Origin of the sequence: Pseudodesulfovibrio aespoeensis Aspo-2 (assembly GCF_000176915.2) — a bacterium.
Taxonomy (GTDB): Bacteria; Desulfobacterota; Desulfovibrionia; order Desulfovibrionales; family Desulfovibrionaceae; genus Pseudodesulfovibrio; species Pseudodesulfovibrio aespoeensis.
Map to the genome: position 1 here is coordinate 1363338 of NC_014844.1, position 26704 is coordinate 1390041.

A 26704-nucleotide genomic window follows, 5' to 3' on the forward strand; every position below is an offset into this window, starting at 1 on the left:
TCCTGCGATACGAATTGGGTCTTGTGCCGTGTGGGGGCGAGCGATCATGTGCCGCGCGCGGCGGCTCGCGGGTCGGGAATCCAGCAACTATCGTGGGATACATGCCGAACGTCAGAACGAACCTCGTGGATGCGGTGGAGAGGATGCCAGCCTTTCCCAAGAGCGTGCATCAGGTGCTGAAGCTCGCCTCGGACATCAATTGTTCGCAAAAGTGTCTGGTCGAGATCATCAAGAAGGACCCGGTCTTCACCCTGAAGATCCTGCGGCTGGTCAACTCCGCCTATTTCGGCCTCTCCCGCGAGGTCACGTCCATCAATCACGCCAGCGTCTACCTCGGCCTGAACACGCTCAAGAACGTGGCTCTCGGTCTGGCCGCAGTGGGGGCCATGCCCAGAGCCAACATGGCCGGGCTGGACATGGACGCGTTCTGGCTCCACTCCCTGGCCGTGGCCACGGCCACCCGGATGCTTGGGGGCATGCTCGGCGTCTCACAGGACGAGGCCGCGGACTATTTCGCTGCCGGGCTGCTGCACGACATTGGCAAGGTGGTCCTGGCCCTGTACATGGCCGAGGAGTTCGAGGATGTGGGGCGGTTGATGGACAGGGAAGGCATGCCCATGTACGAGGCCGAGATGGCCGTGCTTGGAGCCACCCACGCCGATGTCGGGGCCATGCTGGCCGTCAAGTGGAACCTGCCCGTCGACCTGGGCGACGCCATCGCCCGGCACCACACCCCGGACCAGGGGGATCGCTCCCAACTGGTGGACTGCGTGTTCGCCGCCGACCAGATCAGCAAGAAACTCTGCTTTGGCTCTTCCGGCAATCTCGCGGTTCAGCCGCTGCCCGCTCCGGTCAGGGCCAGGTTCGGCCTGGACCTGGATGGCCTTATCGCCGGAATGCCGACCCTTGACCAGGAGGTCGGGGAGGCCCGCATCTTCATCAGGCTCGGGGAGGCGGACTGATGCGGTTCCGTTTTCGCGGCACACGGGGCTCGCTGCCCGCGCCCGGCCCGGACACGGTCAGGTACGGGGGCAACACCACCTGCATCGAGGTCCGATCAGACGCGGGCGAGTTGATCATCCTCGACGCAGGCACCGGCATCCGAGAGCTCGGCATCGAGCTGATGGCGGCCCGGCCCGTCAAGTGCCATATTTTCATCAGCCACACCCACTGGGACCACATCCACGGACTGCCGTTCTTTCTCCCCCTGTTCACGCCGGGCAACGCTGTCACTCTCTACGGCCCGCCCGACCCGCTGGCCATGACCGGCATTGAGGCCGTGTTGAGCAAGCAGATGGAATACCCGCACTTTCCCGTGCGCGTGGCCGAGCTGCGGGCGGATATCGCCTACAGGACGCTGGCTGACAGGCAGGCCGTGGACCTCGGATTTGCCACTGTCTCGACCCTGCTCATGAACCATCCGGCCATGGATTTCGGCTGCAAGGTGCGCTGTGACGGCAAGACCCTGTTCTTTACCGGTGATCACGAGCCGTATTACAACATTTATGCGCCGGGCGACGCGGACTTCGAGGAATATGGGCGGATCGTGGACGAGCGAAACAAAGCGCTCACGGATTTCCTGCGCGGTGTGGACATCCTGGTGGCGGACGCCCAATATGCCGAGGAGGAATACCGGACGCGGCGCGGCTGGGGGCATTCCACTTTTGAGCGGACCCTCTCGCTGGCCAGAGAGGCGGGCATTGCCAGGGTCTACCTGACCCATCACGAGACGACCCGGACCGATGACGAGATGGACGTCATCCTCGCCAGGCTGCGCCGCGAGTGGGAGGGATGTGGGTTTGATTTTGACATGGCCCGCGAAGGAGACGACCTTGTCGCCTGAGTTACAATTATCCCCACGGTCAATGTCTCGGAATGGTTGCTTTTTGCGCAAAACAATGCGATGAGTACCAACGGCGGCAAAAGGTCAATATAGACTATCAGGAGGAGATGATGAAAGCGTTGATCGTGGATGATGACTTTTACAGCAGAAACATGATTCACGAAATCCTCCGCCCTGTGGCGCGGTGTGACATCGCGGTGAACGGGGAAGAGGCCATAGAGGCGTTCCGCCGGGGATTGATGGCCGCGGCTCCCTACGACCTCATCTGCCTTGATCTCCTCATGCCGGAGCTCGACGGCCAGCAGGCCCTGCGCGAGATTCGGGCCATAGAGCAGGAATTCGACGTGGCCCCGCGCAACGAGGCCAAGGTCATTGTCACCACCATGCTCGACGACGAGAAGGAGACCCATGACGCTTTTTTTCTCGGCGGAGCCACCTCCTACCTCGTCAAGCCCATTGATGAGGAAAAATTATTGAACGAAATCAAGAGCCTCGGACTGCTATAACCCGTCCGATCCTTTTCCCCGATGCCGATTCGCGAGCCGGGAGCCGTATCTGCAGCACGGCCCCGGCTTTTTGCGCACATGGGTATTTGAAGTCGGCGGCGTTTTCTAATATGATATCTTTTTGCGCGGCATTATCTCTCCCCTGCACGGCGGGGGTCATTATACACAGGATTGTGATGCATGAGCCAGATACTTGGTGTGAAATTCAATGACTACGGTCAGGTATACTATTTCGGCTCCGGGCCGTTCGTGGTCCGCGAAGGGCAGCACGTCATCGTCAAGACCGACCAGGGCATGGGCCTTGGCAAGGTCATCCTGACCCGGCAGGCCCCGCAGGAGAACGAATCGGAAGACGGCGAAGGGTACAAGGCCATCTATCGGCTGGCCAACGACAAGGACCTGGAGGCCGTGGCTGAGAACGAGGCCCTGGCCAGGGACGCCTACCGCCATTGTCGCAAGTGCGTGTCGCGGCTCAAGCTGGGCATGAAGCTCGTGGATGTGGAGGTTTTTTTTGACCGCAGCAAGATGGTCTTTTTTTTCACCGCACCGGGCCGCATCGATTTTCGCGAACTGATCAAGGATCTGGTGCGGGAGTACCGCACCCGCATTGAGCTGCGCCAGATCGGCGTGCGCCATGAAACCCAGATGCTCGGCGCCATCGGCAACTGCGGCCAGATGTGCTGCTGCCGCCGGTTCATGCGCAAGTTCGTGCCGGTCACCATCAAGATGGCCAAGGAGCAGAACCTGTTCCTGAATCCCACCAAGATTTCCGGCATTTGTGGCCGCCTCCTGTGCTGCCTGAGCTTTGAGCAGAAGGGATATGAGGAATTCCACCGCATGTGCCCGAGGGTGGGCAAGAAGTTCACCACCTCCCTTGGGGCCGTGAAGGTACTTCGCTCTAATTTCTTCAAGAAATCCTTGACTTTGATGACGGAGAATTTTGACGAGAAGGAAGTTTCCATTGACGAATGGAATGAAATAGTTAACAAGCCGCCCAGCGAAGAAGCCATGGCCGAGGCGCGCGCGCAGGCCTCTCGTGGCCGTCGGCCCGCGCGCAGGCCGTCCCGCCCGGATGTCGAGTCTGCGTCCGAGGCGGATGAGGTGTCGCCTGAGATTCTCGCCCTGGAGGACAACGAGCCGCCCCTGGGCCTGGAGCGTCCAGACGCGGGGCAGGGGGCGGAACGCCCGGCCAGGCAACCCAGAGCGCCCAGGCCGCCCCGACAGGCCCCGCAGGCCCCGCAGGCCCCGCAGGCCGTGCAGGATGCACAGGCCGGGAACGATTCCCCTGGCGCAGGTGACGACGACGGCAAGAGCGTGCGCAGGCCAAGGCGGCGCAGACGCAAACCCCCCAGGAAATAACTGTCCCAGCCAGCCCCTGCGCCAGTCGGGACAAGGAGATTCGGTTTGGAACGTTTCTACATCACCACGCCCATTTATTATGTGAACGCGAAACCGCATCTGGGACACGCGTACACCACCACGGTTGCGGATTCGCTGCGCCGCTTCCACTCGCTCATGGGCGAGGAGACCTATTTTCTCACCGGAACAGACGAGCATGGCGACAAGATCGTGCAAGCCGCAGAGGCCAACGGCCAGTCGCCCAGGGATTACGTCGATGCCGTCAGCGGGTTGTTCAAGGCTCTGCTGCCCGACATGAACATCAGCAACGACGATTTCATCCGCACCACCGAGCCGCGCCACATCAAGGTCGTCCAGAGTATCCTCCAGAAGGTCCACGATTCTGGCGACATCTACTTCGGCGAATACGGCGGCCACTACTGTTTCGGCTGCGAGCGGTTCTATACCGAGAAGGAGCTGGTGGACGGCCTGTGCCCGGATCATCAGACCAAGCCGGAGTACATCGCGGAAAAAAACTATTTCTTCAGGATGTCCAAGTACCAGGGGTGGCTCAAGGAGCACATCAGAACGAACCCCGACTTCATCCGTCCGGAGCAGTACCGCAACGAGGTGCTGAGCCTGCTCGAATCCGGTGAGCTTGAGGATTTGTGCATCTCGCGGCCCAAGAGCCGGTTGACCTGGGGGATCGAGCTGCCCTTTGACTCGGAGTTCGTCACCTATGTCTGGTTCGATGCGCTCATCAACTACCTCTCGGCCCTGGGCTACCCGGACGGCGACAAGTTCAAAAAATTCTGGCCCGCCGCCAACCATCTGGTGGCCAAGGACATTCTCAAGCCCCATGCCGTATTCTGGCCGACCATGCTCAAGGCTGCGGGCATCGAGCCTTACCAGTCCCTGAATGTCCACGGCTACTGGCTGGTCAAGGACACCAAGATGTCCAAGTCCATCGGCAATGTCATCGAGCCGCTGGCCATCAAGGACAAGTACGGCCTGGACGCCTTCCGCTACTTTCTGCTGCGCGAGATGTCCTTTGGTCAGGATTCGAGTTTTTCCGAGGAGGCACTGGTGGGCCGACTCAACGCCGACCTCGCCAACGACCTGGGCAATCTCTTCAACCGCACCCTGTCCATGACCCACAAGTATTTCGGCGGCGTGATCCCCAGCCCGGATGCCGAGGAGATCATGGATGCCGAGATCAAGAAGCTCGGACAGGACTCCATGCGGGCGTTCCAGGCCCATTTTAGCGACCTGCGGTTTTCGCGCGGCCTGGAGTCGCTGTGGGAGCTGGTGCGCGGCCTGAACAAGTATATCGACACCAGCGCGCCCTGGACCCTGTTCAAGGCCGGGAACACGGGCAGGCTCTCCACTGTCATCTACGTGCTGCTGGAAAACATGCGCAAGATCGCGGTCCACCTGTGGCCGGTCATGCCCGAATCCAGCGAGAGCATGCTCAAGCAGCTGGGCATCAGTTTTGCCTGGGACAAGTTCAATCTGCCCAAGGAGCTTGAGGTCTGGGGCGTGCTTGAATCCGGCTCCACCGTGGCCGAGACCTCCAATCTTTTCCCACGCATCGAGGTGGTCGCGGCTGAATCCGCGGCTCCGGCAGCCAAGGCTGTGGGCGGTAAAGTCGGCAAAGTCGGCAAAACTGGCACGGAAGGAAAAGCCGCAAAGGAAGCTGAAGCCTTTCAGGGCAACGGAACCATCGAGTTCGAGGATTTCCAGAAACTTGACCTGCGCGTGGGCACCGTGGTCGAGGTGGAGCCGCACCCCGATGCCGACCGGCTGCTGCTGGTCCGGGTGGACACCGGCGAGGACGCGCCGCGCCAAGTGGTGGCGGGCATCGCCGAATTCTTTGCGCCTGACGATCTGGTCGGCAAACAGGTGGTTGTGGTGACCAACCTCAAGCCGCGCAAGCTCCGCAAGCAGCTCTCCCAGGGCATGATCCTGGCGGTCAAATCCGGCGAATCCCTGCACCTGCTCACCCCATCGGGCGAGGTCGCGCCGGGCAGCAAGGTCAGCTAGCCTTTTCCCTTTTTCGCCGCCAAAGAGGCCGTCCCGCACCGGGGCGGCCTCTTTGGCGTCCGGCGTCCATGGTAGAGCGGCTGGCAGAATCCTTGCAGGGCTGGCGTGGGACGTGTCAAGACGGCAACAATCGGACGATCCGGGGGTAGAAACATGCATATCGAGATGATCCGCGGCGTTGACAGGGGCAAGGAAGGACAGGGCGAATGCCCGTGGCAGGCCTTGGTCCGGCTGGGACAGGGTGGCACTGCGGTCGATCTGGCCAGGGCCGTTCGCAAGCAGGGGCTGCGCTCGCTGGCGTTCGACGACGAGGCGCTTTTTGCCTGCCACGCGCGCGCCATGACCGTGTGCAGCGAGATGCGCGAGCTGGATGTCAATGTCCTGTGGAGCGCGCGGTTGTCGAGCCTGCCGGAGCGGGAACTGTTGCGCGCCATGCGGCTGGCCGGATGCCAGTTGCTGGATGCGCGGCTCGGGCCGGACGAGGCTGCCGAGGCCCTGTGCCGGGCGCGCGAGTTCGGTTTTGACATCCGTCTGCGCAATGTGGACGGCTCGGCCTATGCCACGGACAAGACCAGCTACACCGTGGCCGAGCGTGAGGCCATCGCGGACCTGCTGCCCGGCCTGCACGCCGCCCAGTTCGACCTGGCCGTGGCCTATTACCGGGCGCGTCGTTTCAGCGATGTCATGCAGCCTTTGGGCAAGGCCATGGTCCTGCGCTTTCCCATGAACGAGCTGTGCCTCAACCTGCTGGCCTGCCTGAGCGCGGCCCGGCACTATCCCGATATGGCCGCCGGGCTGCTCGATCAGGCCGGGCATGGCTGCCCGCATCCGGTGGTATTCCGCAACCGCGGGCTGCTCCGGTCGTGGATGGAGAGCGGGGGTGACCTGCGGGGCGTGCGCCTGGAGCTGGAGCCTGTCAGCGGACCCGGCGCGATCCTCTGATCCTTCTGGTTGGGGAGCGGCAGCGCGTCAGGCGTGATTGCGCAGCTTCAGTTCGAGCGGGTGCGGGGCGAGGTAGCACTGGTCCTTCAGATAGTGGACGCCGTATTTTCGCACATAGTGGTTCATGAGCGTGATCGGCACGATGAGCGGGATCATTTCTTTCTTGTAATTCTCGATAATCTCCAGACATTCCTGCTTTTCGTCAGCGGTGAGCATGGCCTTGAAATAGCCCATGGCGTGCATGAGCACGTCCGCGTTCTTGCGCGCGGTGGGCTTGTGGGCCATGGCCTGGGCCAGCAGGCGGCCATAGTGGTCGAAGAGTTCATCGCGGGGCATGGTCTTGCCGCCAGCCACGAGCGATCCCATCTTGCGGTAGGTGGGGATGTCGTGGGAGCGCAGGAGCATCTTGTGACTGGTGTGGAAATTGATCAGACCCTTCATGGTTTTTTCGGCCATGAACACCGAGTTCCACCGGTGCTGCACGAAGACTCGCTCAAGGAAGTTGGCGCGCAACCCGATGTCGTGCAGCCGTCCCTCGTCCTCCACCGGCAGCAGGGGAAACCGCTCCATGAACAGTCGGGCAAAGAGGCCCACGCCTGCGTGGCTGACGGACTGCCCGCCGTTTTCCGGATAGACCTTGATGCGGGTCATGCCGCTGGACGGCGACTTGGCCTTGAAGATGAATCCGCACAGGCCCGCGTCTGCCAGTTCGTCGAGCGCGTTTTGCGCCCAGGCGGTCATGCGCCCGGTCCAGTCCGCGCCGGATTCGCGGCCCACCAGCCTGCACGATTCGGGCGTGCCCACCAGCCGCACCGGTTCGCGCGGAATGCCCATGCCGCACCCCACCTCGGGGCAGACGGGGTGGAATTCGACGCGGTCCGCCAGCAGGGCGGTCACATGGTGCGCGTGGGCGTGGCCGCCGTCATACCTGACCTTTTCCCCCAGCAGACATGTGCTGATGCCGATGCGTATGGGGTTGTCCATCGCCAGTCCCTCTGCCTTGCTAGGCGTGGTTGAGGAGCTTCTGTTCCGCCGGGTCCGGGTTGAGGAAAAACTGCTGCGTCAGGTAGGGCCGGTCGTACTTGCGCGCGTAATGGTTGAGGATCGTGATGGGGATGAGCAGGGGAACCCGGCCCTCCTTGTAGGCGGTGATCATGTCCAGCAGTTCCTGCTTGTCCCGGCTGTCCAGATCTTTCTTGAAGAACCCCATGGCGTGCATGAGCACGTCCGCGTTCTTGCCGGGCGTGGCCTTGAGCGCCAGGGAGCGGAAGAGCAGGGTGCCGTAGGTCGCAAAAATCTCGGCGTTGTTGAAGATTGAGCTTTCGCCCAGCAGTTGTCCCAGTTGGCGATAGCCGCGCAGGTCGTGGGCGCGGACGAGCATCTTGTGGCGGGTGTGGAAGTCCACCAGTTGGCCGATCTGCATGCCCTTGGACAGCAGCTCACGCCAGCGCTTGAGCACGAAGATGCGGCGGACGAAATTCTCGCGCAGCAGGGGGGTGTGCAGTTGGTTGTCTGTTTCCACCGGGAGCAGGGGATAGCGCTCCATCAGCCTGCCTGCGAAGAATCCTGATCCCCGCCTGGGCGGATCGCCCTTGGTGGAGAACAGCTTGCCCTGCATCAGTGCGCAGGAGGGCGAGGCGTGCCTGAGGACGAATCCGCAGATGGCGTCCTCGTCCAGGCCGGGCAGGATGCGGTTGGCCCAGACGTTCATGCGGTCGGTCCAGTCCTCGCCGGAGTCGTAGCCGATGAGCCTGGTGGCACCGCCGCAGTCCACCTGTCGAATCTGCTCGCGCGGCACACCCATGCCACAGGCGACCTCCGGACACAGGGGGACGAACTCAACGTACTTGGCAAGGGTGTCGGTGATGTAGGCGTCGCGGGCGTGGCTGCCGTCGTAACGGACCCTCTCCCCCACGACGCAGGCGCTGACGCCTATCCTGATGATGTTGGGCATGGTTGGCGAACCTCCGGTGGCTTCCTTGTGGATAGCATCCGGCGATCATCATGCACAAGACAAAATCAACCTGTCTGGCAGGTTGATCTCTTGTCGGGAGCGAGTGGGACGGGGATGGGGTTACGAAGCCTTGGCCTGGGTGCCAGGGCAGCAGTCGCAGGGCGGAACCTCGACGGAGTCCTTGTCCACGGCCAGTATCTTGCCAGCCAGGCCGCAGCACAGAACCACTTCGCAGCCGCGCACGCGCACCCGGCATCCCGCCGGGCCGCCGGCCAGGATCTCCACCGGGCAGCCGGGGGTCAGGCCCATGGCCAGCATGCGCGACCGTGCGCGCCTGCCGCCGTCGATGTCGGCCACGCGGACAATGGTTCCCGCCGGATACTCGGTCAAAGGCTTTACCATCAAAGCTCCCCTCCAGGACAGTCTTGAGTTTGATAATAAGTATCAACCTCGATCCTGTCAATGAGTAAAACGGGTTGCGTCTCTTGAGGGAAGCCTTGATGCCTCCTCCGGCAAGGAGTGCGGGGGGCGGAAGGAGGGGCGCGGGGCGGGTGCCCGACCGGGGTGCGGCCCATAAAACCATTGCGTTTCAAGGTCCAAGGCTGTAAGTAAATGAGCTTGTCCGGCGGGTGGCGGCGTTGCCTGGCCGGGCACATGAGCCGACTGTTTCCTCCGATCTGAAAAGATGCCGTAACTTCAACTACTTCCATATAGAATGCCCAAACGCACAGATATCAAAAAGATCATGCTGATCGGGTCCGGCCCCATTGTCATCGGGCAGGCCTGCGAGTTCGACTACTCCGGCACCCAGGCGCTCAAGGCGCTCAAGGAAGAGGGGTACGAGGTTGTCCTGATCAATTCCAACCCGGCGTCGATCATGACCGACCCGGAATTGGCCGACAGGACATACATTGAACCCATCGAGCCGGAGACCGTGGCCCGAATCATCGAGAAAGAGCGTCCCGACGCTCTTTTGCCGACTCTGGGGGGGCAGACCGGGCTCAACACCGCCTTGGCCGTGGCCGAGATGGGCGTGCTTGATCGCTTCAACGTCGAGCTGATCGGGGCCAACATTGCGGCCATCAACAAGGCCGAGAGCCGCGAGGAATTCCGCGCGGCCATGGAGAACATCGGGTTGTCCGTGCCGGAGTCCGGCATCTGCCGGAACATGGAGGACGTCCGCCGCTGGGGGCAGATCATCGCGTTCCCCATCATCGTCCGGCCCGCCTACACCCTTGGCGGTTCTGGCGGCGGCGTGGCCTACAACATGGAAGAGCTTGAGGAAATCTGCGCCAACGGCCTGGCCCTGTCCATGAAGCACGAGATCATGCTCGAACGCTCCATCCTCGGCTGGAAGGAGTACGAGCTTGAGGTCATGCGCGACAGGAATGACAACTGCGTCATCATCTGCTCCATCGAGAACCTGGACCCCATGGGCGTGCACACCGGCGACTCGGTGACCGTGGCCCCGGCCCAGACCCTGACCGACGACGAGTACCAGATGATGCGCAACGCCTCGCTGGCCATCATGCGCGAGATCGGCGTGGAGACCGGCGGGTCCAACGTCCAGTTCGCCATCAATCCAGAAAACGGCGAGATGATTGTCATCGAGATGAATCCGCGCGTGTCGCGCTCCTCGGCCCTGGCCTCCAAGGCCACAGGCTTTCCCATCGCCAAGATCGCGGCCAAGCTGGCCGTGGGCTACACCCTGGATGAGATTCCCAACGACATCACCCGCGAGACCATGGCCTCGTTCGAACCGGCCATCGACTACTGCGTGGTCAAGATACCCCGCTTCACCTTCGAGAAATTCCCCGGCACCGAGGACTACCTGACCACGGCCATGAAATCCGTGGGCGAGACCATGGCCATAGGCCGGACCTTCAAGGAGGCGCTGCAAAAGGGGCTGCGCTCCCTTGAGACCGGACACACCGGCCTTGGCAAGCGGTTCGAGACTTGCGAGATCGACAGGAACGAGATCCTGCGTCTCCTGCGCAGGCCCAATTCGCAGCGCATCTACGCCCTGCGCAACGCGTTGCGCTGCGGCATGTCCGTGGAGGAGATCTTCGAGGCCACCCACATCGATCCGTGGTTCCTGCGCCAGTTCGAGGACATCCTGGTCATGGAGCGCACCCTGATCGAGTTCGGCAAGAAAGAGGGAGTGGACGCCGCCGCCAAAGGCATGGCCGAGATGCTGCGCACGGCCAAGGAGTATGGCTATTCCGACGCCCAGCTGGCCGCCATGTGGCGTACCGGCGAGGACGCCATCCGGGCCATGCGCAAGGAACTGGGCATCATCCCGACCTATTATCTGGTGGACACCTGCGCCGCGGAGTTCGAGGCCCACACCCCGTACTACTACTCCACTTACGAGACCGGGCAGGAAAATGTCCGCGACGAGGTGAAGAAGATCGTCATTCTGGGCGGCGGTCCCAACCGCATCGGCCAGGGCATCGAGTTCGACTACTGCTGCTGCCACTCCTCCTTCACCCTCAAGGAGATGGGCGTGCAGTCCATCATGGTCAATTCCAATCCGGAGACCGTGTCCACCGACTACGACACCTCGGACAAGCTCTACTTTGAGCCGCTGACCTTCGAGGATGTCATGAACATCATCGATTTCGAGCAGCCGGACGGCGTCATCGTCCAGTTCGGCGGGCAGACCCCGCTCAATCTGGCGCTGAGGCTGATGCGGGCGGGCGTGCCGCTCATCGGCACCAGCCCGGACGCCATCGACCGGGCCGAGGACCGCGAGCGGTTCAAGCAGTTTCTCAACAAGCTGCACCTCAAGCAGCCGCCCAACGGGACGGCCATGAGCATGACTGCGGCCAAGGAGATCGCCCAGGGCCTTGGCTTCCCCCTGGTGCTTCGGCCTTCCTATGTCCTGGGTGGCCGGGGCATGGACATCGTCTATTCCATGGACGAGTTCGAGGCCTATTTCCGCGATTCCGCCCGGGTCTCGCCCGAGCATCCCACTCTCATCGACAAGTTTCTCGAATACGCCATCGAGGTGGACGTGGACGCCCTGGCCGACGGCGAGGATGTCTACATCGGCGGCGTCATGGAGCATATCGAGGAGGCGGGCATCCACTCCGGCGACTCGGCCTCGGTGCTGCCGCCCTACAGCCTCAGCTCGGAGATGATCCGCGAGATCGAGCGCCAGACCGTGGCCATGGCCAGGGAACTCGGCGTGGTCGGGCTGATGAACGTTCAGTTCGCCATCAAGGACGGCGAGGTGTTCATCATCGAGGTCAATCCGCGCGCCTCGCGCACCGTGCCCTTTGTGTCCAAGGCCACCGGCGTGCCGCTGGCCAAGCTGGCCACCAGGGTCATGCTGGGCGAGAAGCTCAAGGATCTCAAGCCCTGGGCCACGCGCAAGAAGGGCCATGTCTCGGTCAAGGAGTCGGTTTTTCCGTTCAACCGCTTCCCCAATGTGGATGTGCTGCTCGGCCCCGAGATGCGCTCCACCGGCGAGGTCATGGGCATTGATCCGAGCTTCGGGCTGGCCTACATGAAGGCGCAGCTGGCCGCAGGGCAGAAGCTGCCCACTTCGGGAACGGTCTTCATCTCGGTCAATGACTGGGACAAGGCCAAACTGGTGCTGGCGGCCAAGGACTTTGCGGACATGGGCTTTAGGGTCATGGCCACCGGGGGCACGGCGGATTATTTCATCGAGAAGGGCGTGCCCGTGACCAAGGTCAACAAGGTGCACGAGGGCCAGCGCCCCCATGTGGTGGATCACATCAAGAACGGCGAGATTGATCTGGTCATCAACACCCCGTCGGGCAAGAAGACCGTGGGCGACGCCAAGATCATCCGTCAGAACACCTTGTTGTACAATATTCCGTACACCACCACGGTGTCGGGTGCCCGGGCCATCGCCCAGGCCATCCTCGAATTGCGGCAGACCGGCCTCCAGGTCCAGAGCCTGCAAAAGTACTACGGCGGCTAGACCGCCTTCAGAGAATAGCACATGAAAAAAGAGTATTGCGGTCTTTTCGGAGTCTACGGCCACAAAGAGGCCGCCAGGATGACCTACTTCGGCCTCTATGCCCTGCAGCACCGCGGGCAGGAGTCGGCTGGCATCGTCACCTGGGACGGCGAGACTATCCGTGAGCAGAAGGGCATGGGGCTGGTAGCCGATGTGTTCAACGAGCGCCACTTGAGCAAGGAGCTCAAGGGCGACATCGCCATGGGCCACATCCGCTATTCCACCACCGGTGCCTCCCTCATCCGCAACGCCCAGCCGTTTCTCGTCCGCCATGGTGACCTGCGGCTGGCCGTGGCCCACAACGGCAATCTGGTCAACACCTATGAGTTGCGGACCGAGCTTGAGCAAAACGGATCAATCTTCCAGACCACCATGGATACCGAGGTCTTTGCCCACCTGATCATCAAGTATCTGCACGAGACCGACACCATCGAGGCGGCCATCGCCAAGGCGTGTTCCAGGGTCCGCGGCGCGTACTCCATGCTGATCATGGCCAACGACAAGCTCATCGCCCTCAAGGATCCCAACGGCGTCAGGCCGCTCGGCCTTGGCCGGGTGGGCGACCGCTACGTCTTTGCCACCGAGACCTGCGCCTTTGACCTGATCGAGGCGGAATACCTGCGTCCGCTGGAGCCCGGCGAGATCGTCACCATCCACAAGAACAAGCTGACCTCCCTGCGGTTCAACGACACGGAACCCAAGCGTCAGTGCATCTTTGAGCTGATCTATTTCGCCCGGCCCGACTCCAACATCTTCGGCGATGTGGTCTACGAGCGGCGCAAGGCCATGGGCGTCATGCTCGCCAAAGAGGCCCCGGTGGACGCGGACTTTGTCATGCCGTTCCCGGACTCGGGCAACTACGCCGCCGTGGGCTATTCCCAGGAGTCCGGCCTGCCGCTCGAGCTGGCCATGATCTGCAACCATTACGTGGGCCGCACCTTCATCCAGCCATCGCAGGACATGCGCGACTTCTCGGTGCGGGTGAAGCTCAACCCGGTCAAGAGCATGGTCAAGGGCAAGCGCATCATCATCATCGAGGACTCCATCGTGCGCGGCACCACCATCCGCGCCCGGGTGCGCAAGCTGCGTGAACTGGGAGCGCGCGAGTTGCACCTGCGCGTCAGTTGCCCGGCCATCAAGTTCCCCTGTTTTTACGGCATCGATTTCTCGTCCAAGGGCGAGCTGATCGCGGCCAATCATTCGGTGGAGGACATAGCCCGGTTCATGGGGCTTGATTCCCTCCACTACCTGACCATCCCCGGCCTGCTCGACTCGGTCACGGACGACGACGCCTGGTGCCTAGCCTGTTTCGACGGCAATTATCCCATTCCCCTGTCCGACAAGATGGGCAAGGACTGCCTTGAGGCCAACCCCGGTATCATCAAGGAATTCTGCTAGGAGCGCGCTCATGGCATGCACGTCCGACAGAACAGACTGGCTTGAGCTGGCCCGCGAGGTGCTCGACATCGAGATCGAGGGACTGCGGACCGTGTCCGGGCAGCTGGGTGACGGGTTCGTGCGCGCCCTGACCCTCATGGCCGAGTGTAGGGGCCGCGTGGTCATCACCGGCATCGGCAAGTCCGGGCTGGTGGGACGCAAGATCGCGGCCACCCTGTCGAGCACGGGCACGCCCGCCTTTTTCCTGCATCCGGTGGAGGGCGCCCACGGCGACATGGGCATGATCCGCAGCGAGGACGTGGTCCTCGCCCTGTCCAATTCCGGCGGCAGCGACGAGGTCAACGCCATCATCCCGACCTTGCGCTCGCTGGGGGCCACGGTCATCGCCATGACCGGCAACACCGCCTCGGCCATGGCCGAGCTGGCGGACATCACCATCGAGGTCCGGGTGCCGCGCGAGGCCTGCCCCATGGGGCTCGCCCCCACGTCGAGCACCACGGCCCACCTGGCCGTGGGCGACGCCCTGGCCGTCTGCCTCATGGAGTGGAAGTCCTTTGGTCAGGACGATTTCCGTAAATTTCATCCCGGCGGTTCCCTGGGCCAGCGGCTGGCCATGTGCGTGGACCAGCTCATGCACACCGCCGACCTGCCTGTGGTGACCGACACTGTGACCGTCCGGGAGGCGATCACGGCCCTCAACTCCGGCGGCCTCGGCCTTGTGGCCATCATCGATGCCGGCACCATGCTCAGAGGCGTGTTCACCGACGGCGATGTGCGTCGTCTGGTCTGTTCGGACGCCATGGACATGGACCGGCCCGTGGCCGGGGTCATGACCGTGTCGCCGCGCCGGGCCGTGGTGGGAGAATCCTCGGCCCATGTCCTTGATGTCATGGAGCAGAACGAGATCACCGTGCTGCCCGTGGTGCTGGAAGACGGACGGCTGGCGGGCATGGTCCACCTGCACGACCTCCTGGGTAAGGGCGCGCTGCGCTTTTCCGGCAGCTCCGGATTTGGCAGCGCCGGGTCAGGGAGCGCCGAATAATCGGCGGGGATGCCATGACCACGATCCGGTCCAGCGACTCCGACACCTGCCGCCGATGCGCCCTCCTGGGCCCCACCTGCTGCCGCATGACGGCAGGGCAGGAGGAGTTCTGCTTTCCCGTGTCCCAGATGGAGAAGGACCGCGTCCGCGATCATGCCCCCTTTACCGGTGGCTTTGTGCTCACGCCCAACAGCGTGGCCTTCATCGACAATGTCTGCCGTTTGTTTCCGGGCGAGAGCGACCTGATACACGAATTGTTTCCCGCCCGGGGCGAGCACTATCGCCTGACGGTGGACACCATGGGAGCGTGCCGGTTTCTCGGCCCGGAAGGGTGCGAGATTCCCTACGAGGCCCGGCCATACTATTGTCGGCTCTATCCCTTCTGGGTGGTGGGGCGGGAGGTGACGTTCTTCGACGCGCCCACCTGCCTTGCCAGACGGGAGGAGAAGACGCTGCCGCGAATGCTCAAATGCTTTGACACGAACAAGTCCTCGGTCCTGGACCTCCATGGGAGGCTCCGGCTGGCCTGGGGGTTGCCGCCCACGCGGGGTGCGTGCACGGTAAAAAGAGGTTTTTGATACCCATGAAAGCGCTCAAGATTCTGCTTGTTGTTTTCCTGCTTTGTCTGCTCGCCGGGATCGGCGCGGCCTTCGGGCTGTACCACTGGGCGTCCAAGGATCTGCCTGGTTTCCGAAACATCACCGACTACAAGCCGCCGCTCGTGACCACGGTCTACGGCAAGGACAACGAGGTGCTCGGCTATTTCTACAAGGAAAAGCGGTTTCTGGTGACGCTCGACCAGATGAGCCCGTTCCTACCCAAGGCGTTCCTGGCCGCCGAGGATTCGGCCTTTTACCAGCATGACGGGGTGGACCTGACGGCCATCCTGCGCGCCTTTGTGGCCAACGTCCGGGCCGGGCGCACCAAGCAGGGCGGCTCCACCATCACCCAGCAGATCATCAAGCGGCTGCTCCTGACCCCGGAGCGCAGCTATACCCGCAAGATCAAGGAGGCCATCCTGGCCTTCAGGCTCGAAAACTATCTGACCAAGGAAGAGATCCTGACCATCTATCTCAACCAGATCTTCCTTGGTGCCAACTCCTATGGGGTCGAGGCCGCGTCCAGAACGTATTTTGCCAGGCACGCCACGGACCTGACCCTGGCCCAGGCGGCCATGCTGGCCGGTCTGCCCCAGGCGCCCAGCCGCTACAATCCGTATCAGAGCCTGGAACAGGCCAAGGTCCGTCAGCGCTATGTCCTCGACCAGATGCTTTCCCTGCGCTGGATCACCCCCGAGCAGCACGCACAGGCTCTGGCCGAGGAGATCGTGCTGGAGAGCATGGCCGAGCCGTCGTGGCAGATCGGGGCTTATTATCTCGAAGAAGTGCGCCGCTGGCTCATTGGTCAGTACGGCGAGGATGAAGTCTACACCGCGGGCCTGACCGTGACCACGCCGTGCGACCTCAAGCATCAGGGGGCGGCGGAAAGGGCGCTTCGGCGCGGCCTGCTTGATTCTGCCCAGCGGCGCGGCTGGCTCGGTCCCATCGAGACCGTCAATCCCGGCGATGTGGCCCGCATCCTTGACCAAGGCCCCCAGGCCACGGACGGCCTCAAGGACAAATCCGTGCCCTTCAAGGTGTGGGTGGCCGAGGTGGACAAGGACAGGGCCACGGTCCGGTTCGGCAAATACAGCGGCGTCATCCCTGTCAAGGCCATGTGGTGGGTGCGTGAGCCCAACATCAAGCGAAGCCACGAGGATGTTCCGGACCCGTCGGACGCCCGCAAGGTGCTTAAAAAGGGCGATGTGGTCTGGGCCACGGTGGCCAAGGCACCCGATGCCCCCGAAGGCGTGTGGGTGCTCGACCTTGAGCGCGAGCCGCTGGTGGAGGGGGCCATCGTCTCCATGAAGCCGGAGACCGGCGAGGTGCTGGCCCTGTCGGGCGGGTATTCCTTCCACAGGAGCCAGTTCAACCGGGCGACCCAGGCCAAGCGCCAGCCCGGTTCGGCCTTCAAGCCCATCGTCTACTCCGCGGCCATGGACAACGGGTTCACGCCCGCGTCCATCGTCCTCGACGCCCCCATCGTTTACGCCAACGATGCCCTGGGCAAGCTGTGGCGGCCTGAAAACTTCGAGGGCACCTTCGAAGGGCCGACCCTGCTGCGCACCGCGCTGGTCAAGTCCAAGAACCTCGTCACCATCCGCGTGGCCCAGAAGATCGGCATCCGCACCATCATCGATCGGGCCAGGGCCATGGGGCTTGAGAGCGATTTTCCTGCGGACCTCTCGGTCTCGCTGGGCTCGTCCGTGGTCACCCTCATGAACCTCTGCGAGGCGTATACCGCCTTTGCGCGCGGCGGCTCCTACATCAAGCCGCGTACCGTGCTCTCGGTCCATTCCGCCTGGGGCGAGGAGATGTACACCTCGGTCCCCGAGGCCGTGGACGCCATCAGCCCCCAGACCGCGTTCATCATGACCACCATGATGAAGCAGGTGGTGCTGCACGGCACCGGCTGGCGGGCCAAGGAACTCAACCGGCCCGTGGCGGCCAAGACCGGCACGTCGAACAACGAGAACGACGCCTGGTTCATGGGCTTCACCTCCTACCTGCTGACAGGCGTGTACGTCGGTTTTGACGAGATGCGGCCCATGGGCAAGTTCGAGACCGGATCGCGCGCAGCCAGCCCCCTGTGGGTGGACTATCGCAGGCAGGTGGAGGAGGATTTCCCCTATCAGGACTTCACCGAACCGCCGGGAGTTGTTATGGTCCGGGTGGACGGCAATACGGGCAAGCTCGCCTCGTCGGGTTCCAGTACGGAGTTTTTCCTGCCCTTCAAGGTGGGTACCGAGCCGACCGAGACCACCGCGCCAGCCGGATCGCGCGAGGATTCCACCGGCTCGGCGGACGATTTGTTCAAGCAGATGTTCTAAAAAGGATTTAGTCATGGAACTCGACATCTATCAGGTGGACGCCTTTGCCGAAGAGGTGTTCAGCGGCAACCCGGCTGCGGTGATCCCGCTTTTCGAGTGGCTGAGCGACGGATTGATGCAGCGCATCGCCCAGGAGTGCGGCCAGTCCGAGACGGCGTTTTTCGTGCGCCGGGGCGAGTATTTCGAGCTGCGCTGGTTCACCCCGGACTACGAGATCGACCTGTGCGGCCACGCCACCCTGGCCAGCGCCCATGTCCTTTACGAATTCCTCGACTACACTGACCCGGTGGTGGTCTTTGAGACCAAGAGCGGGCGGCTCTTTGTGGACCGCGAGAACGGCTTGTATTCCATGGATTTTCCGGCCTGGAGCGTGCGCCCCATCCAGGTGACCGAGCGGGTGGCCCAGGCGCTGGGCGCGCGGCCCGACGAGCTGTTCATGGGTGAACGCGACATGATGGCCGTGTTCGGCAGCGAGGAGCAGGTCCGCGCCCTCAAGCCCGACTTCCGGCTCGTCTCCAAGCTCGACGGGCTGTGCATGATCTGCACCGCGCCCGGCCTGGATCATGATTTCGTCTCGCGCACCTTTGTGGCCATCACGGGCTTGCCCGAAGACCCGGTCACCGGCTCGGCCCACTGCACCCTGGTGCCCTTCTGGGCCGAACGGCTGGGCAAGTCGGCCCTGCGCGCCCGGCAGGTCTCGGCGCGCGGCGGCGTGCTCATCTGCGAGAACCTCGGCAGCCGCGTCAAGATTGCGGGCCACGCCGTGACCTTCATGAAGGGAACCATCACGCTGTAGTTGCTCTTGTTTTCAGGAATAGAGAAGGGGGAAGCGGTGTGATCGCTTCCCCCTTTTTTTGCGGGCATTGGCATCCGGGGGCTACAGCAGTTGCAGCTTCCAGTTGAAGGTGCTGGTCCGCCTTGGTTTGGGCACGTCCTTGGGCCACTCCTCGATCATGGTCACGAAGGTCTTGAAGCCTGCCCGGTCGAGGGTCTTGTATTCCTCGCTCAGGTCCAGCTCCCAGGCCGGGAAGAGCCAGTTGGTCTGGCCGTACTTGCGAACGAAGAGCACCTCGTGCATGGGGCTCTTGACCGGCCCGTCGAGGCGGACCGACTCGGCCAGGAAACGCGACAGGCCAAAGGGCCACATGCCCTTGATGACCAGCCCGAGCGGCAGGGGCGTGTTGCGCGACAGTTCGAGCGTGTCCTCGCCGGACAGCTCCGGGCTGATGATGGCCGACGAGCAGCCCAGCTCCTTGAGCACCTGGAGCGCGAACCGGTTGGACGCGTTGCAGAACGGCCCGGCCACCAGGACGACGTTCTTGCGGTCCTCGAAATAGGCTGCCTGCCAGGGCGAGTTGATGACGAACTCGCGCCCGCCGTTCTTGATGGCTTCCTTGATCAGGGTGCGGTATTTCTTGTCCTCGTCGGGCCAGATGACCGGGGGCAGCCACCACTGGGCGCGGCCCGTCTGGCCCCTGGCCACCTTGCCCAGCGAGGCGCGTTCGAGCCAGTAGGCGGCCCGGCCATTGACCCGCCCGCGCGGCGGCAGGCGGAAGAGCAGGACGTTTTCCGGGCGGCCCTTGCCGCGCACCGCGTCCTTGGGCCATTTGGGCGTGAATTTCGATTCCTTGGGCTCCGGGGCCGGGAACAGGGCCAGCTCGGCCTCAAGTCCCCTGATCAGTTTGACCAGCTCCGGATCGCGGCGGTCCACCAGGAATATTTTGGTGCCCGTGGGCAGGGGTGGGCCGGGGGTCTTGGCCGAGTAGGGGATGTCCATGCGCCCGCGCTTGGGCACGCGGCGGCGGATGGAGAGCGTCCGGTGGCCTGGCTGGTCCTCGTAGCCCACACGGATGAGGTCGCCGGGGTGGAGGTCTTCGCGGGGCTGGAAATAGAGTTTCTTCTGCTCGCGTTTGATCTCGCCCACGAGCCTGCCGGAGCTGGTCTCCTCCTTGGGCTGGATGGGCATGAAGGGCCGCTGGGGAAGGAAGACGGAGTGGCTGGAGGGCCTGCCCAGAGCCTGATCGAGCAGGTCCACGGCAGCCTTCTTGGCCTGGGCGTCGTTCGGGTTGTCGCGCAGCATCTGGTAGGCGCGCACCGTGTAGTAGACGTAGTGGGGGCCTTTTTTGCGGCCCTCGATCTTCCAGGCCGTGACCTTGGGCATGTCCAGCAGCGGCTTGGTCAATACGTCCAGGGAAAGATCGGTGCAGGAGAAGAGCCGTTCGGCGTCCTGCTTGCCTTGTTTGTACAGGCGGCGGCAGGGCTGGACGCAGCGGCCACGCAGGCCGGACTTGCCGCCCAGGTAGCTGCTCCAGTAGCAACGGCCCGATACGCAGTGGCACAGCGCGCCGTGGACGAAAATCTCCAGGTCCAGATCCTTGGGGCAGGCGTCGGCCATGAGCTTGACCTCGTCCAGGTTCAGCTCGCGGGGGACGACCACGCGGGTCGCGCCGAGCTTTTTTGCCACCTCAAGGCCTGCCGGGTGGCTCAGGTTGGCCAGGGTGGAGAGGTGCAGCTCGCCCTTGAACCCGGCCTGCCGGGCAAGGGGGATCATGGCCAGATCCTGCACGATGAGGGCGTTGGGCTTGACGTTGGTTTGCAGCCGCTCGATGAGTCGGCCTGCGGATTCAGGATCGCCGGGCTTGACCAGGGTGTTCATGGCGACGTAGGTCTTGGTGCCCCGGTCGCGGCCCAGGCTTGCCAGTTGCGCCAGCTCGCTGATAGAGAAGTTGGTGGCCTGCATCCGGGCCGAGAAATGTTTCAGCCCCACGTACACGGCGTCCGCCCCGGCGGCCACGGCGGCGAGGAAGGATGACGTATCCCCTGCGGGCGCCATGATCTCTGGTAAATGTTTTATGCTCATAAGGGTATCGTATGTCCTTGAGGATCTGCCGGAATGTTACGGTATTGGAAGTGTCCCCGGTCGGTCAATCAAAAAGGCCGGACGAGTTCTACGAGATCCGGCTCTCCCTGCCCGACTGGGACGGGTGGAAGCCCGGCCAGTTCGTCATGGTCCGGCCCGTTTCCTGGGAGCTTGACCTGCTCTGGGCCCGGCCCTTCTCCATCTCGTCGGTGGACAATGAAAGCGTGACCATCTTCATCCAGAAGGTGGGGCGGGGCACGGCCCGCATGGCGCGCCTTGCGCCGGGCGATCAGGTGGCCCTGTGGGGACCGCTTGGCAACTCGTTCGCCATGGAGCCGGACACGCCGACCCTGCTCCTAGCCGGGGGGATCGGCATCGCACCTTTTCGCGGTTATGTCGAGCACCATCCGCATCCGGAGAATCTGCGGCTCTTCCTGGCCCACCGGTTGCCCGTGGAATGTTACCCCTTTGGCCTGCTCTCCGCGCGGGTGGACAGCCGGTGCATGCTCGAGGCCCAGCCCTGCGATCTCGACCTGATCATCGCCGCCATGCGCGCGCAGATCGCTGAATACGCGGCCCTTGGCGGGCTGGTGCTGGCCTGCGGCCCGACCCCGTTTATGCGCACGGTGCAGACCTTTGCCGCCGAGTTCGGGGCGCGGGCGCAAGTGTCGCTCGAAAACCGCATGGCTTGCGGCGTGGGCGCGTGCCTCGGCTGCGTGACGCGCGACGGCGAGGGGCATCACGTGCAGGTCTGCACGCGCGGCCCCATCTTCTGGTCCGACAAGGTCCAGCTCTAGTTTTTTCGACAGGGAGTCTTTTTCATATGGATATGCACGTCACATTCGGCGGCCTGAGCCTCAGGAATCCGGTCATGACCGCCTCGGGCACCTTTGGCTTCGGCCTGGAATTCGCGCCCTATGGCGACCTCACGCGGCTGGGCGGCATCGTGGCCAAGGGCATATCCCTTGCGCCGCGCGAGGGCAATCCCATGCCGCGCATTGCCGAGACGCCGTGCGGCATGCTCAACGCCATCGGCATCCAGAATCCGGGGGTGGAGCAGTTCATCGCCAAGGCGTTGCCCTCCCTGCCGTGGCGCGAGGTGGCCATCATCGCCAATCTCTACGCCTGCGACGCTGCGGAGTTCGGCGAGCTGGCCGGGATGCTGGCCGCCGAGGAGGGTATCGCCGCCCTTGAGGTCAATGTCTCCTGCCCCAACGTGCGCGAGGGCGGCATCGCCTTTGGCCAGGACCCGGCCCAGATCGCGCGCGTGACCGAGGCGGTCAAAAAAAGGGCCGGGAACAAGCCGGTCATGGTCAAGCTCTCGCCCAATGTCACGGACATCACGGTCTGCGCCAGGGCTGCAGAGGACGGCGGGGCCGACTGCCTGTCCCTGATCAACACCCTCTCGGGCATGGCCGTGGACATCCGCAAAAGGCAGCCGCGCATCGCCAACGTCATTGCCGGGCTGTCCGGCCCGGCCATCAAGCCCGTGGCCCTGCGCTGCGTGCATCAGGCGGTCCGGGCCGTGAGCATCCCGGTGGTGGGCATCGGCGGCATCGCCAGCGCCGAGGACGCCCTGGAGTTCATCCTGGTGGGCGCCCACGCGGTGCAGGTGGGCACGGCCAATTTCCTGCGGCCCGACTTCGCCTTTGGCCTGGCTGACGAGATGGCGGCCCTGCTGGCCGAGATCGGCGCATCAAGCCTCGACGAGTTCCGCGGGAGCCTCCAGCTCCCATTGTGAGCCAGCCGGGCCGGACTGTGAGCCCGCCGGGCCGGTTGCGGGAACTTTTCTCTTGCCATGGCTGCTCATTTTGGTTAGTTACTGCCTCTCAAACGCGGAGAGGTGTCCGAGTACGGTTTAAGGAGCACGCCTGGAAAGCGTGTTTGGGGGGAACTCCAACGGAGGTTCAAATCCTCTCCTCTCCGCCAGATACCACAAGGGCTTACGGTGAAAATCGTAAGCCCTTTTTGCGTGTTTTCAGCCGCAACTATTTGGATTTGTTGCAAGATCGTCAAGCGCCCGAATGGCGCCACTTGACGAGGTACAACTTTGGTGTAGTATATTATGTGTGATCGAGATTTCATAAATCTAGGGACTGACCAATAAAACCGAGGGTTGCTATGAAGTTTGCGATCGTATTCGCTGCCATATTATGCCTTTTTTTCAGTTCACCGGTTGAGGCCAAAGACAAGGTCCTCCGTATCAGCACTTCCTATCGAAATCTTCTATCTAATTCTGATTGTTCAGGGATGCTGGATCAGATAGTCACAGAGGCATTTCGAAGAATCGGCATTAAAGTCGAGATCGTTTTTACTACCACGAAACGTTCAGTGGTTGAGGTAAATGATGGGTTGTTGGACGGTGAGTTGAATCGCATCGAAGGTATGGAGCAGGGTTTTAACAATTTAGTTCGTGTTCCTGAACCAAATATGCAGATGCACTTTGTTGCCTTTGCCAAGAGGGATATTCCAATTTCCGATTGGGAGAGCCTCAAAGACTTAAGGATCGGCCTTGTCAGTGGATGGAAGATATTGGAGCAGAACATCAAGGGTTTTCCCAACGTCACGTACCTGACTGAAATTGCCACCCTGTTTAAAATGCTTGAGATGGATCGGTTGGATGTAGTTTTGTACTCTCAACTGACTGGGTATGAGGAACTTCATAAGTTGGGGTATGATGACATTCACCATCTTACGCCGCCACTGTGCGTGAATGACATGTTTCTCTATCTGCATAAGAGCCACAAAGAAATCGTTGTCCCTGTGGCTGAGGCGTTACGCGAGATGAAGAAGGATGGGACTTATGACAAGATCATCCAAGAAACGACCGGTCATCTGCACTAAGGCGGTCGGGTGGTGGAAGTGAAAACTATGGAGCAGCCTCAAGACTGTTGAAACTGCAATAGCTTACGGAGAAAATCGTAAGCCTTTTTTCGCGTCCCCGCCCAATCCTCGCCAAGCAACAAAAAAAAGCGCGTTCCTGAGAACGCGCCTTTGAGTGGAAGCCGGACACCCGGCGGCAATCGATACCGCTGCTTCCTTTCGGACCTGACGGGGTTTTCAACGCCGCCGCCGCCCGGCTTCCCTCTGATCGGGAAAGGACTTCCTACAGTGTCGGGCCGGGTTCGTCAACCATCGTGTTGGGGCGCGGCAGGGCAAACGCATCACAAATCACAAAATTAGACAATCGCTTTCCCCTCAAGGCCGTAGCCGTTGCAATGGACGGGTTTGATGGAAAGATTTCGTCCCTTCGGGCCGACTTACTTTTGGACCGGAGCGCCCAAAAGTAAGCAAAAACCGCTCTTTATCCTGTAATCGGGTCTCCCGCGCCGCGCGCCAGTAACGTCGGCCCGCTGGCGAAACAGTTGTCGGCGTCGAAGACTCCGCCTCCGCCGGGTTTCGCCCGAGACGCGAGCCAACGAACTGGCGCTGCGACGCTCCCGCCCATTGCCTGTCTGCCGTAAGCAACATCGAAAATGGCGTGACCAGCGTGGATACGAAGAAAAGACAAGGATACCGAAAGGCTGCCGTTTCTGCCTGCAACCCGAGGAGTGCGCCGTGTGGATACGAAGAAAAGACAAGGATACCGAAAGGCTGCCGTTTCTGCCTGCAATCCGAGGAGTGCGCCGTGTGGATACGAAGAAAAGACAAGGATACCGAAAGGCTATTCGCCTCCCGTACCCGAGGCTCTTCCGGCCTCCGAGTGCCCCAGCCATTAAGCCTCCTAAGGCCTAGAAGCTGACAAATCGCAAGCTGCGGCTCTTTCGAATCACGGACGGAGCGAAGCGGAGGACTTGATTCGGGAGCAGCGTGATTTGATCAGCTTCTTGGCCGTGGAGTGCGGCGGCCAAGCACGTAAGCCGAGCTTTTTTTGGTTCTTTTTTGGGGCGGCCCAGCCAAAAAAGAACCCCGCCGGGAGGGCAATTCTAAACTTGGAGGAGCGACAGCGACGGCTCTTTCTTCCTCTCTTGTTCCCAAAGCAACAGGCAGGAATCAGTTTCACGCGTCGCGTTGACAAACTGCAAAATTTCATCCACCCATCCGGCATGAAACCCGACGCCATCCCCGCCTTCATCGAGCGCTTCTTCATCCCCATCACCGCCACCCTGTGCGCCATCGCCCTGGCGCATCCGCCGTCCTTCACCTGGATCAAGCCGCATATCCCGCTGTTTCTGGGCGTGATCATGTTCGGCATGGGGCTGACCCTGGAGTTCGGCGATTTTCGCAATATCCTCGGCAAGTGGCGGCTGGTTGGGTTCGGGGTGTTCATGCAGTACGCGATCATGCCCGTGCTGGCCGTGGGCATTTCCTCTGCGCTCCGGCTGCCGCCCGAGGCCACGGTGGGCATGGTCCTGGTGGGGGCCTGTCCCGGCGGCACGGCCTCCAACGTGGTGGCCTATCTTGCCCGTGCCAACGTGCCCCTGTCCGTGACCCTGACCCTGGCCTCCACCTGTCTGGCCCCGGTCCTGACGCCCGCCATCGTCTACCTGATCCTGGAGCAGAAGGTGGAGATGGACTTCTGGGGCATGGTCGCCTCGGTCTTCTGGATCGTGGTCTTCCCGCTGGTGGACGGGCTTATCCTGCGCCGCCTGCTGCGCCGCTGGCTGGAGCCGTTTCTCCGGTATTTTCCCTCCCTGTCCATCCTGGTCATCGCCATGCTCATCGCCTGCATCATCGGGCTGAACCAGACCACCTTGCTGGCCCTGCCGGCCCTGGTCTTCGTGGCCGTGGTCCTGCACAACGGGCTGGGGCTGGCCGCAGGCTATTCCCTGGCCCGGCTGGCCCGGTGCTCCCGCCGCGACGCCCGGACCCTGGCCATCGAGGTGGGCATGCAGAACTCCGGGCTGGGCGTGGCCTTGGCCGTGGCCCACTTCGGCGCGGCCAGCGCATTGCCGGGCGCGTTGTTCAGCCTGTGGCACAACATCTCCGGCGTGTTCCTGGCACGACGGTGGCGCGCAAACAACGACTCCGAGTAACCCGGTGCGAAAAGATGCGGCTTCCGCCTTGACTTGTGTTACGCTTTTGGTATCAGTATGCATTGCTGCTGACGAAACGTAATTCAATATCTCTAGACGCGGGAGGTTCGGACTGATGAAGATACGGATGACGATTGTGACCACGGCTGCGGCGCTCCTGATGGCGAGCGCGGCGTTTGCGCATTTCGGCATGCTCATCCCTGACACCGACGAGCTGAGCCAGGACAAGAGGACGGTCAACCTGACCCTGTCCTTCTCCCATCCCTTTGAGATGGTGGGCATGGAGCTTGAGAAGCCCGCGGCCTTCTTCGTGGTGGCCAACGGCGAGGCGAAGACCGACCTGCTCGGCACCCTCAAGCCGGCCAAGGTCATGGATCATACCGCCTGGACCGTTGCATACACCCCGCGCGAGCCAGGCCTATACGCCTTTGTCTTTGATCCGGTCCCCTACAAGGAGGACGCGGAGAACAACTACATCCGCCACATCACCAAGGTGGTCATCGACGCCTACGGCGAGGGCGAGGGATGGAACAAGCCCCTGGGCCTGAAGACCGAGATCGTCCCGCTGACCCGGCCCTTTGGCAACTATGCGGGCAACGTCTTCCAGGGCGTGGTCATGCTCGACGGCAAGCCCGCCCCGTACACCCGCGTCGAGGTCGAGTTCTACAACCAGGACGGCAAGCGGACCGCGCCCAACGAGCGCATGATCACCCAGGAAGTGGTGGCCGACGGCAACGGCGTGTTCACCTTTGCCTGCCCGTGGAAGGGGTGGTGGGGATTTGCCGGACTCAACGCCGACTCCGCACCCTACCAGGGCCGCGAGCTGGAGCTTGGCGCGGTCATCTGGGTCAACATGCAATAATTCTGAGTTTTCGACATGGT

21 protein-coding genes, 1 tRNA gene and 1 other RNA gene are annotated in these 26704 nt (G+C 62.4%); 18 read left to right on the forward strand and 5 right to left on the reverse strand.

The genetic code is table 11. From position 1 onward, the window contains the following. Nucleotides 1-101 precede the first annotated feature (101 nt). From DAES_RS05995 to DAES_RS06020, 6 genes are all read left to right on the forward strand, one after another. A complete protein-coding gene (locus DAES_RS05995) occupies nucleotides 102-962 on the forward strand; it encodes an HDOD domain-containing protein (protein ID WP_013514141.1) in 861 nt (286 codons plus the stop codon). Next, entirely contained in the window at nucleotides 962-1843 is an 882-nt protein-coding gene (locus tag DAES_RS06000) for an MBL fold metallo-hydrolase (RefSeq protein ID WP_013514142.1), read from the forward strand. The genes DAES_RS05995 and DAES_RS06000 overlap by 1 nt, the downstream gene beginning before the upstream one ends. 110 nt (nucleotides 1844-1953) lie before the next feature. Beyond that, the gene (locus DAES_RS06005; protein WP_013514143.1) at nucleotides 1954-2349 is read left to right on the forward strand and encodes a response regulator; all 396 of its coding nucleotides are present in this window, start codon (nucleotides 1954-1956) and stop codon (nucleotides 2347-2349) included. Nucleotides 2350-2529: 180 nt separating this feature from the next. Beyond that, nucleotides 2530-3708: a PSP1 domain-containing protein gene (locus tag DAES_RS06010; RefSeq protein WP_013514144.1), complete on the forward strand. Its 1179-nt coding sequence runs from the start codon at nucleotides 2530-2532 to the stop codon at nucleotides 3706-3708. A gap of 45 nt (nucleotides 3709-3753) precedes the next feature. Beyond that, on the forward strand, nucleotides 3754-5730 hold the full coding sequence (metG, locus tag DAES_RS06015) for a methionine--tRNA ligase (protein WP_013514145.1): 1977 nt from the start codon (nucleotides 3754-3756) through the stop codon (nucleotides 5728-5730). A 153-nt stretch (nucleotides 5731-5883) separates the two neighbouring features. Then, nucleotides 5884-6672, forward strand: coding sequence for a hypothetical protein (locus tag DAES_RS06020; RefSeq protein ID WP_041271367.1), 789 nt, complete (start codon nucleotides 5884-5886; stop codon nucleotides 6670-6672). 27 nt (nucleotides 6673-6699) lie between these two features. Here DAES_RS06020 and DAES_RS06025 read toward each other — a convergent pair whose 3' ends face one another. From DAES_RS06025 to DAES_RS06035, 3 genes are all read right to left on the reverse strand, one after another. Next, entirely contained in the window at nucleotides 6700-7656 is a 957-nt protein-coding gene (locus DAES_RS06025; RefSeq protein WP_013514146.1) for a YbgA family protein, read from the reverse strand. Between the two features lie 19 nt (nucleotides 7657-7675). Further along, nucleotides 7676-8626, reverse strand: coding sequence for a YbgA family protein (locus tag DAES_RS06030; RefSeq protein WP_013514147.1), 951 nt, complete (start codon nucleotides 8624-8626; stop codon nucleotides 7676-7678). A 120-nt stretch (nucleotides 8627-8746) separates the two neighbouring features. Beyond that, nucleotides 8747-9028 (reverse strand): FeoA family protein, encoded by a 282-nt coding sequence (locus DAES_RS06035; RefSeq protein ID WP_013514148.1) that lies wholly within the window; start codon nucleotides 9026-9028, stop codon nucleotides 8747-8749. Nucleotides 9029-9341: 313 nt separating this feature from the next. Between DAES_RS06035 and carB the strand changes: the two genes are divergently transcribed. From carB to DAES_RS06065, 6 genes are read left to right on the forward strand one after another with little or no spacing between them, the layout of a single operon-like run. Beyond that, the gene (carB, locus tag DAES_RS06040) at nucleotides 9342-12578 is read left to right on the forward strand and encodes a carbamoyl-phosphate synthase large subunit (RefSeq protein WP_013514149.1); all 3237 of its coding nucleotides are present in this window, start codon (nucleotides 9342-9344) and stop codon (nucleotides 12576-12578) included. A 21-nt stretch (nucleotides 12579-12599) separates the two neighbouring features. Then, nucleotides 12600-14015, forward strand: a complete 1416-nt coding sequence (gene purF, locus DAES_RS06045) for an amidophosphoribosyltransferase (RefSeq protein WP_013514150.1) — start codon at nucleotides 12600-12602, stop codon at nucleotides 14013-14015. Between the two features lie 10 nt (nucleotides 14016-14025). Then, nucleotides 14026-15057, forward strand: coding sequence for a KpsF/GutQ family sugar-phosphate isomerase (locus DAES_RS06050; protein WP_013514151.1), 1032 nt, complete (start codon nucleotides 14026-14028; stop codon nucleotides 15055-15057). A 14-nt stretch (nucleotides 15058-15071) separates the two neighbouring features. Continuing rightward, on the forward strand, nucleotides 15072-15635 hold the full coding sequence (locus DAES_RS06055) for a YkgJ family cysteine cluster protein (RefSeq protein WP_013514152.1): 564 nt from the start codon (nucleotides 15072-15074) through the stop codon (nucleotides 15633-15635). Between the two features lie 5 nt (nucleotides 15636-15640). After that, nucleotides 15641-17986 (forward strand): penicillin-binding protein 1A, encoded by a 2346-nt coding sequence (locus DAES_RS06060; RefSeq protein WP_013514153.1) that lies wholly within the window; start codon nucleotides 15641-15643, stop codon nucleotides 17984-17986. Between the two features lie 13 nt (nucleotides 17987-17999). Further along, nucleotides 18000-18782, forward strand: a complete 783-nt coding sequence (locus DAES_RS06065) for a PhzF family phenazine biosynthesis protein (RefSeq protein ID WP_013514154.1) — start codon at nucleotides 18000-18002, stop codon at nucleotides 18780-18782. An 81-nt stretch (nucleotides 18783-18863) separates the two neighbouring features. On the opposite strand, the gene DAES_RS06070 is transcribed toward DAES_RS06065, so the two are convergent. Next, on the reverse strand, nucleotides 18864-20846 hold the full coding sequence (locus DAES_RS06070; protein ID WP_013514155.1) for a peptidase U32 family protein: 1983 nt from the start codon (nucleotides 20844-20846) through the stop codon (nucleotides 18864-18866). 11 nt (nucleotides 20847-20857) lie between these two features. Here DAES_RS06070 and DAES_RS06075 point away from each other — a divergent pair, with 11 nt between their 5' ends. From DAES_RS06075 to DAES_RS06090, 4 genes are all read left to right on the forward strand, one after another. Further along, a complete protein-coding gene (locus DAES_RS06075) occupies nucleotides 20858-21643 on the forward strand; it encodes an iron-sulfur cluster-binding protein (protein WP_013514156.1) in 786 nt (261 codons plus the stop codon). 26 nt (nucleotides 21644-21669) lie between these two features. Next, nucleotides 21670-22587 (forward strand): dihydroorotate dehydrogenase, encoded by a 918-nt coding sequence (locus DAES_RS06080; protein ID WP_013514157.1) that lies wholly within the window; start codon nucleotides 21670-21672, stop codon nucleotides 22585-22587. Nucleotides 22588-22683: 96 nt separating this feature from the next. Next, nucleotides 22684-22775, forward strand: a tRNA-Ser gene (locus DAES_RS06085). A gap of 192 nt (nucleotides 22776-22967) precedes the next feature. After that, a complete protein-coding gene (locus DAES_RS06090) occupies nucleotides 22968-23690 on the forward strand; it encodes a substrate-binding periplasmic protein (protein ID WP_013514158.1) in 723 nt (240 codons plus the stop codon). A 150-nt stretch (nucleotides 23691-23840) separates the two neighbouring features. Here DAES_RS06090 and ffs read toward each other — a convergent pair. Continuing rightward, nucleotides 23841-23934, reverse strand: an RNA gene (gene ffs / locus DAES_RS17290) — signal recognition particle sRNA small type. Between the two features lie 958 nt (nucleotides 23935-24892). Here ffs and DAES_RS06095 point away from each other — a divergent pair. Then, nucleotides 24893-25822: a bile acid:sodium symporter family protein gene (locus DAES_RS06095; RefSeq protein ID WP_013514159.1), complete on the forward strand. Its 930-nt coding sequence runs from the start codon at nucleotides 24893-24895 to the stop codon at nucleotides 25820-25822. Nucleotides 25823-25937: 115 nt separating this feature from the next. Beyond that, nucleotides 25938-26684, forward strand: a complete 747-nt coding sequence (locus DAES_RS06100) for a DUF4198 domain-containing protein (RefSeq protein ID WP_013514160.1) — start codon at nucleotides 25938-25940, stop codon at nucleotides 26682-26684. Nucleotides 26685-26704: the final 20 nt, after the last annotated feature.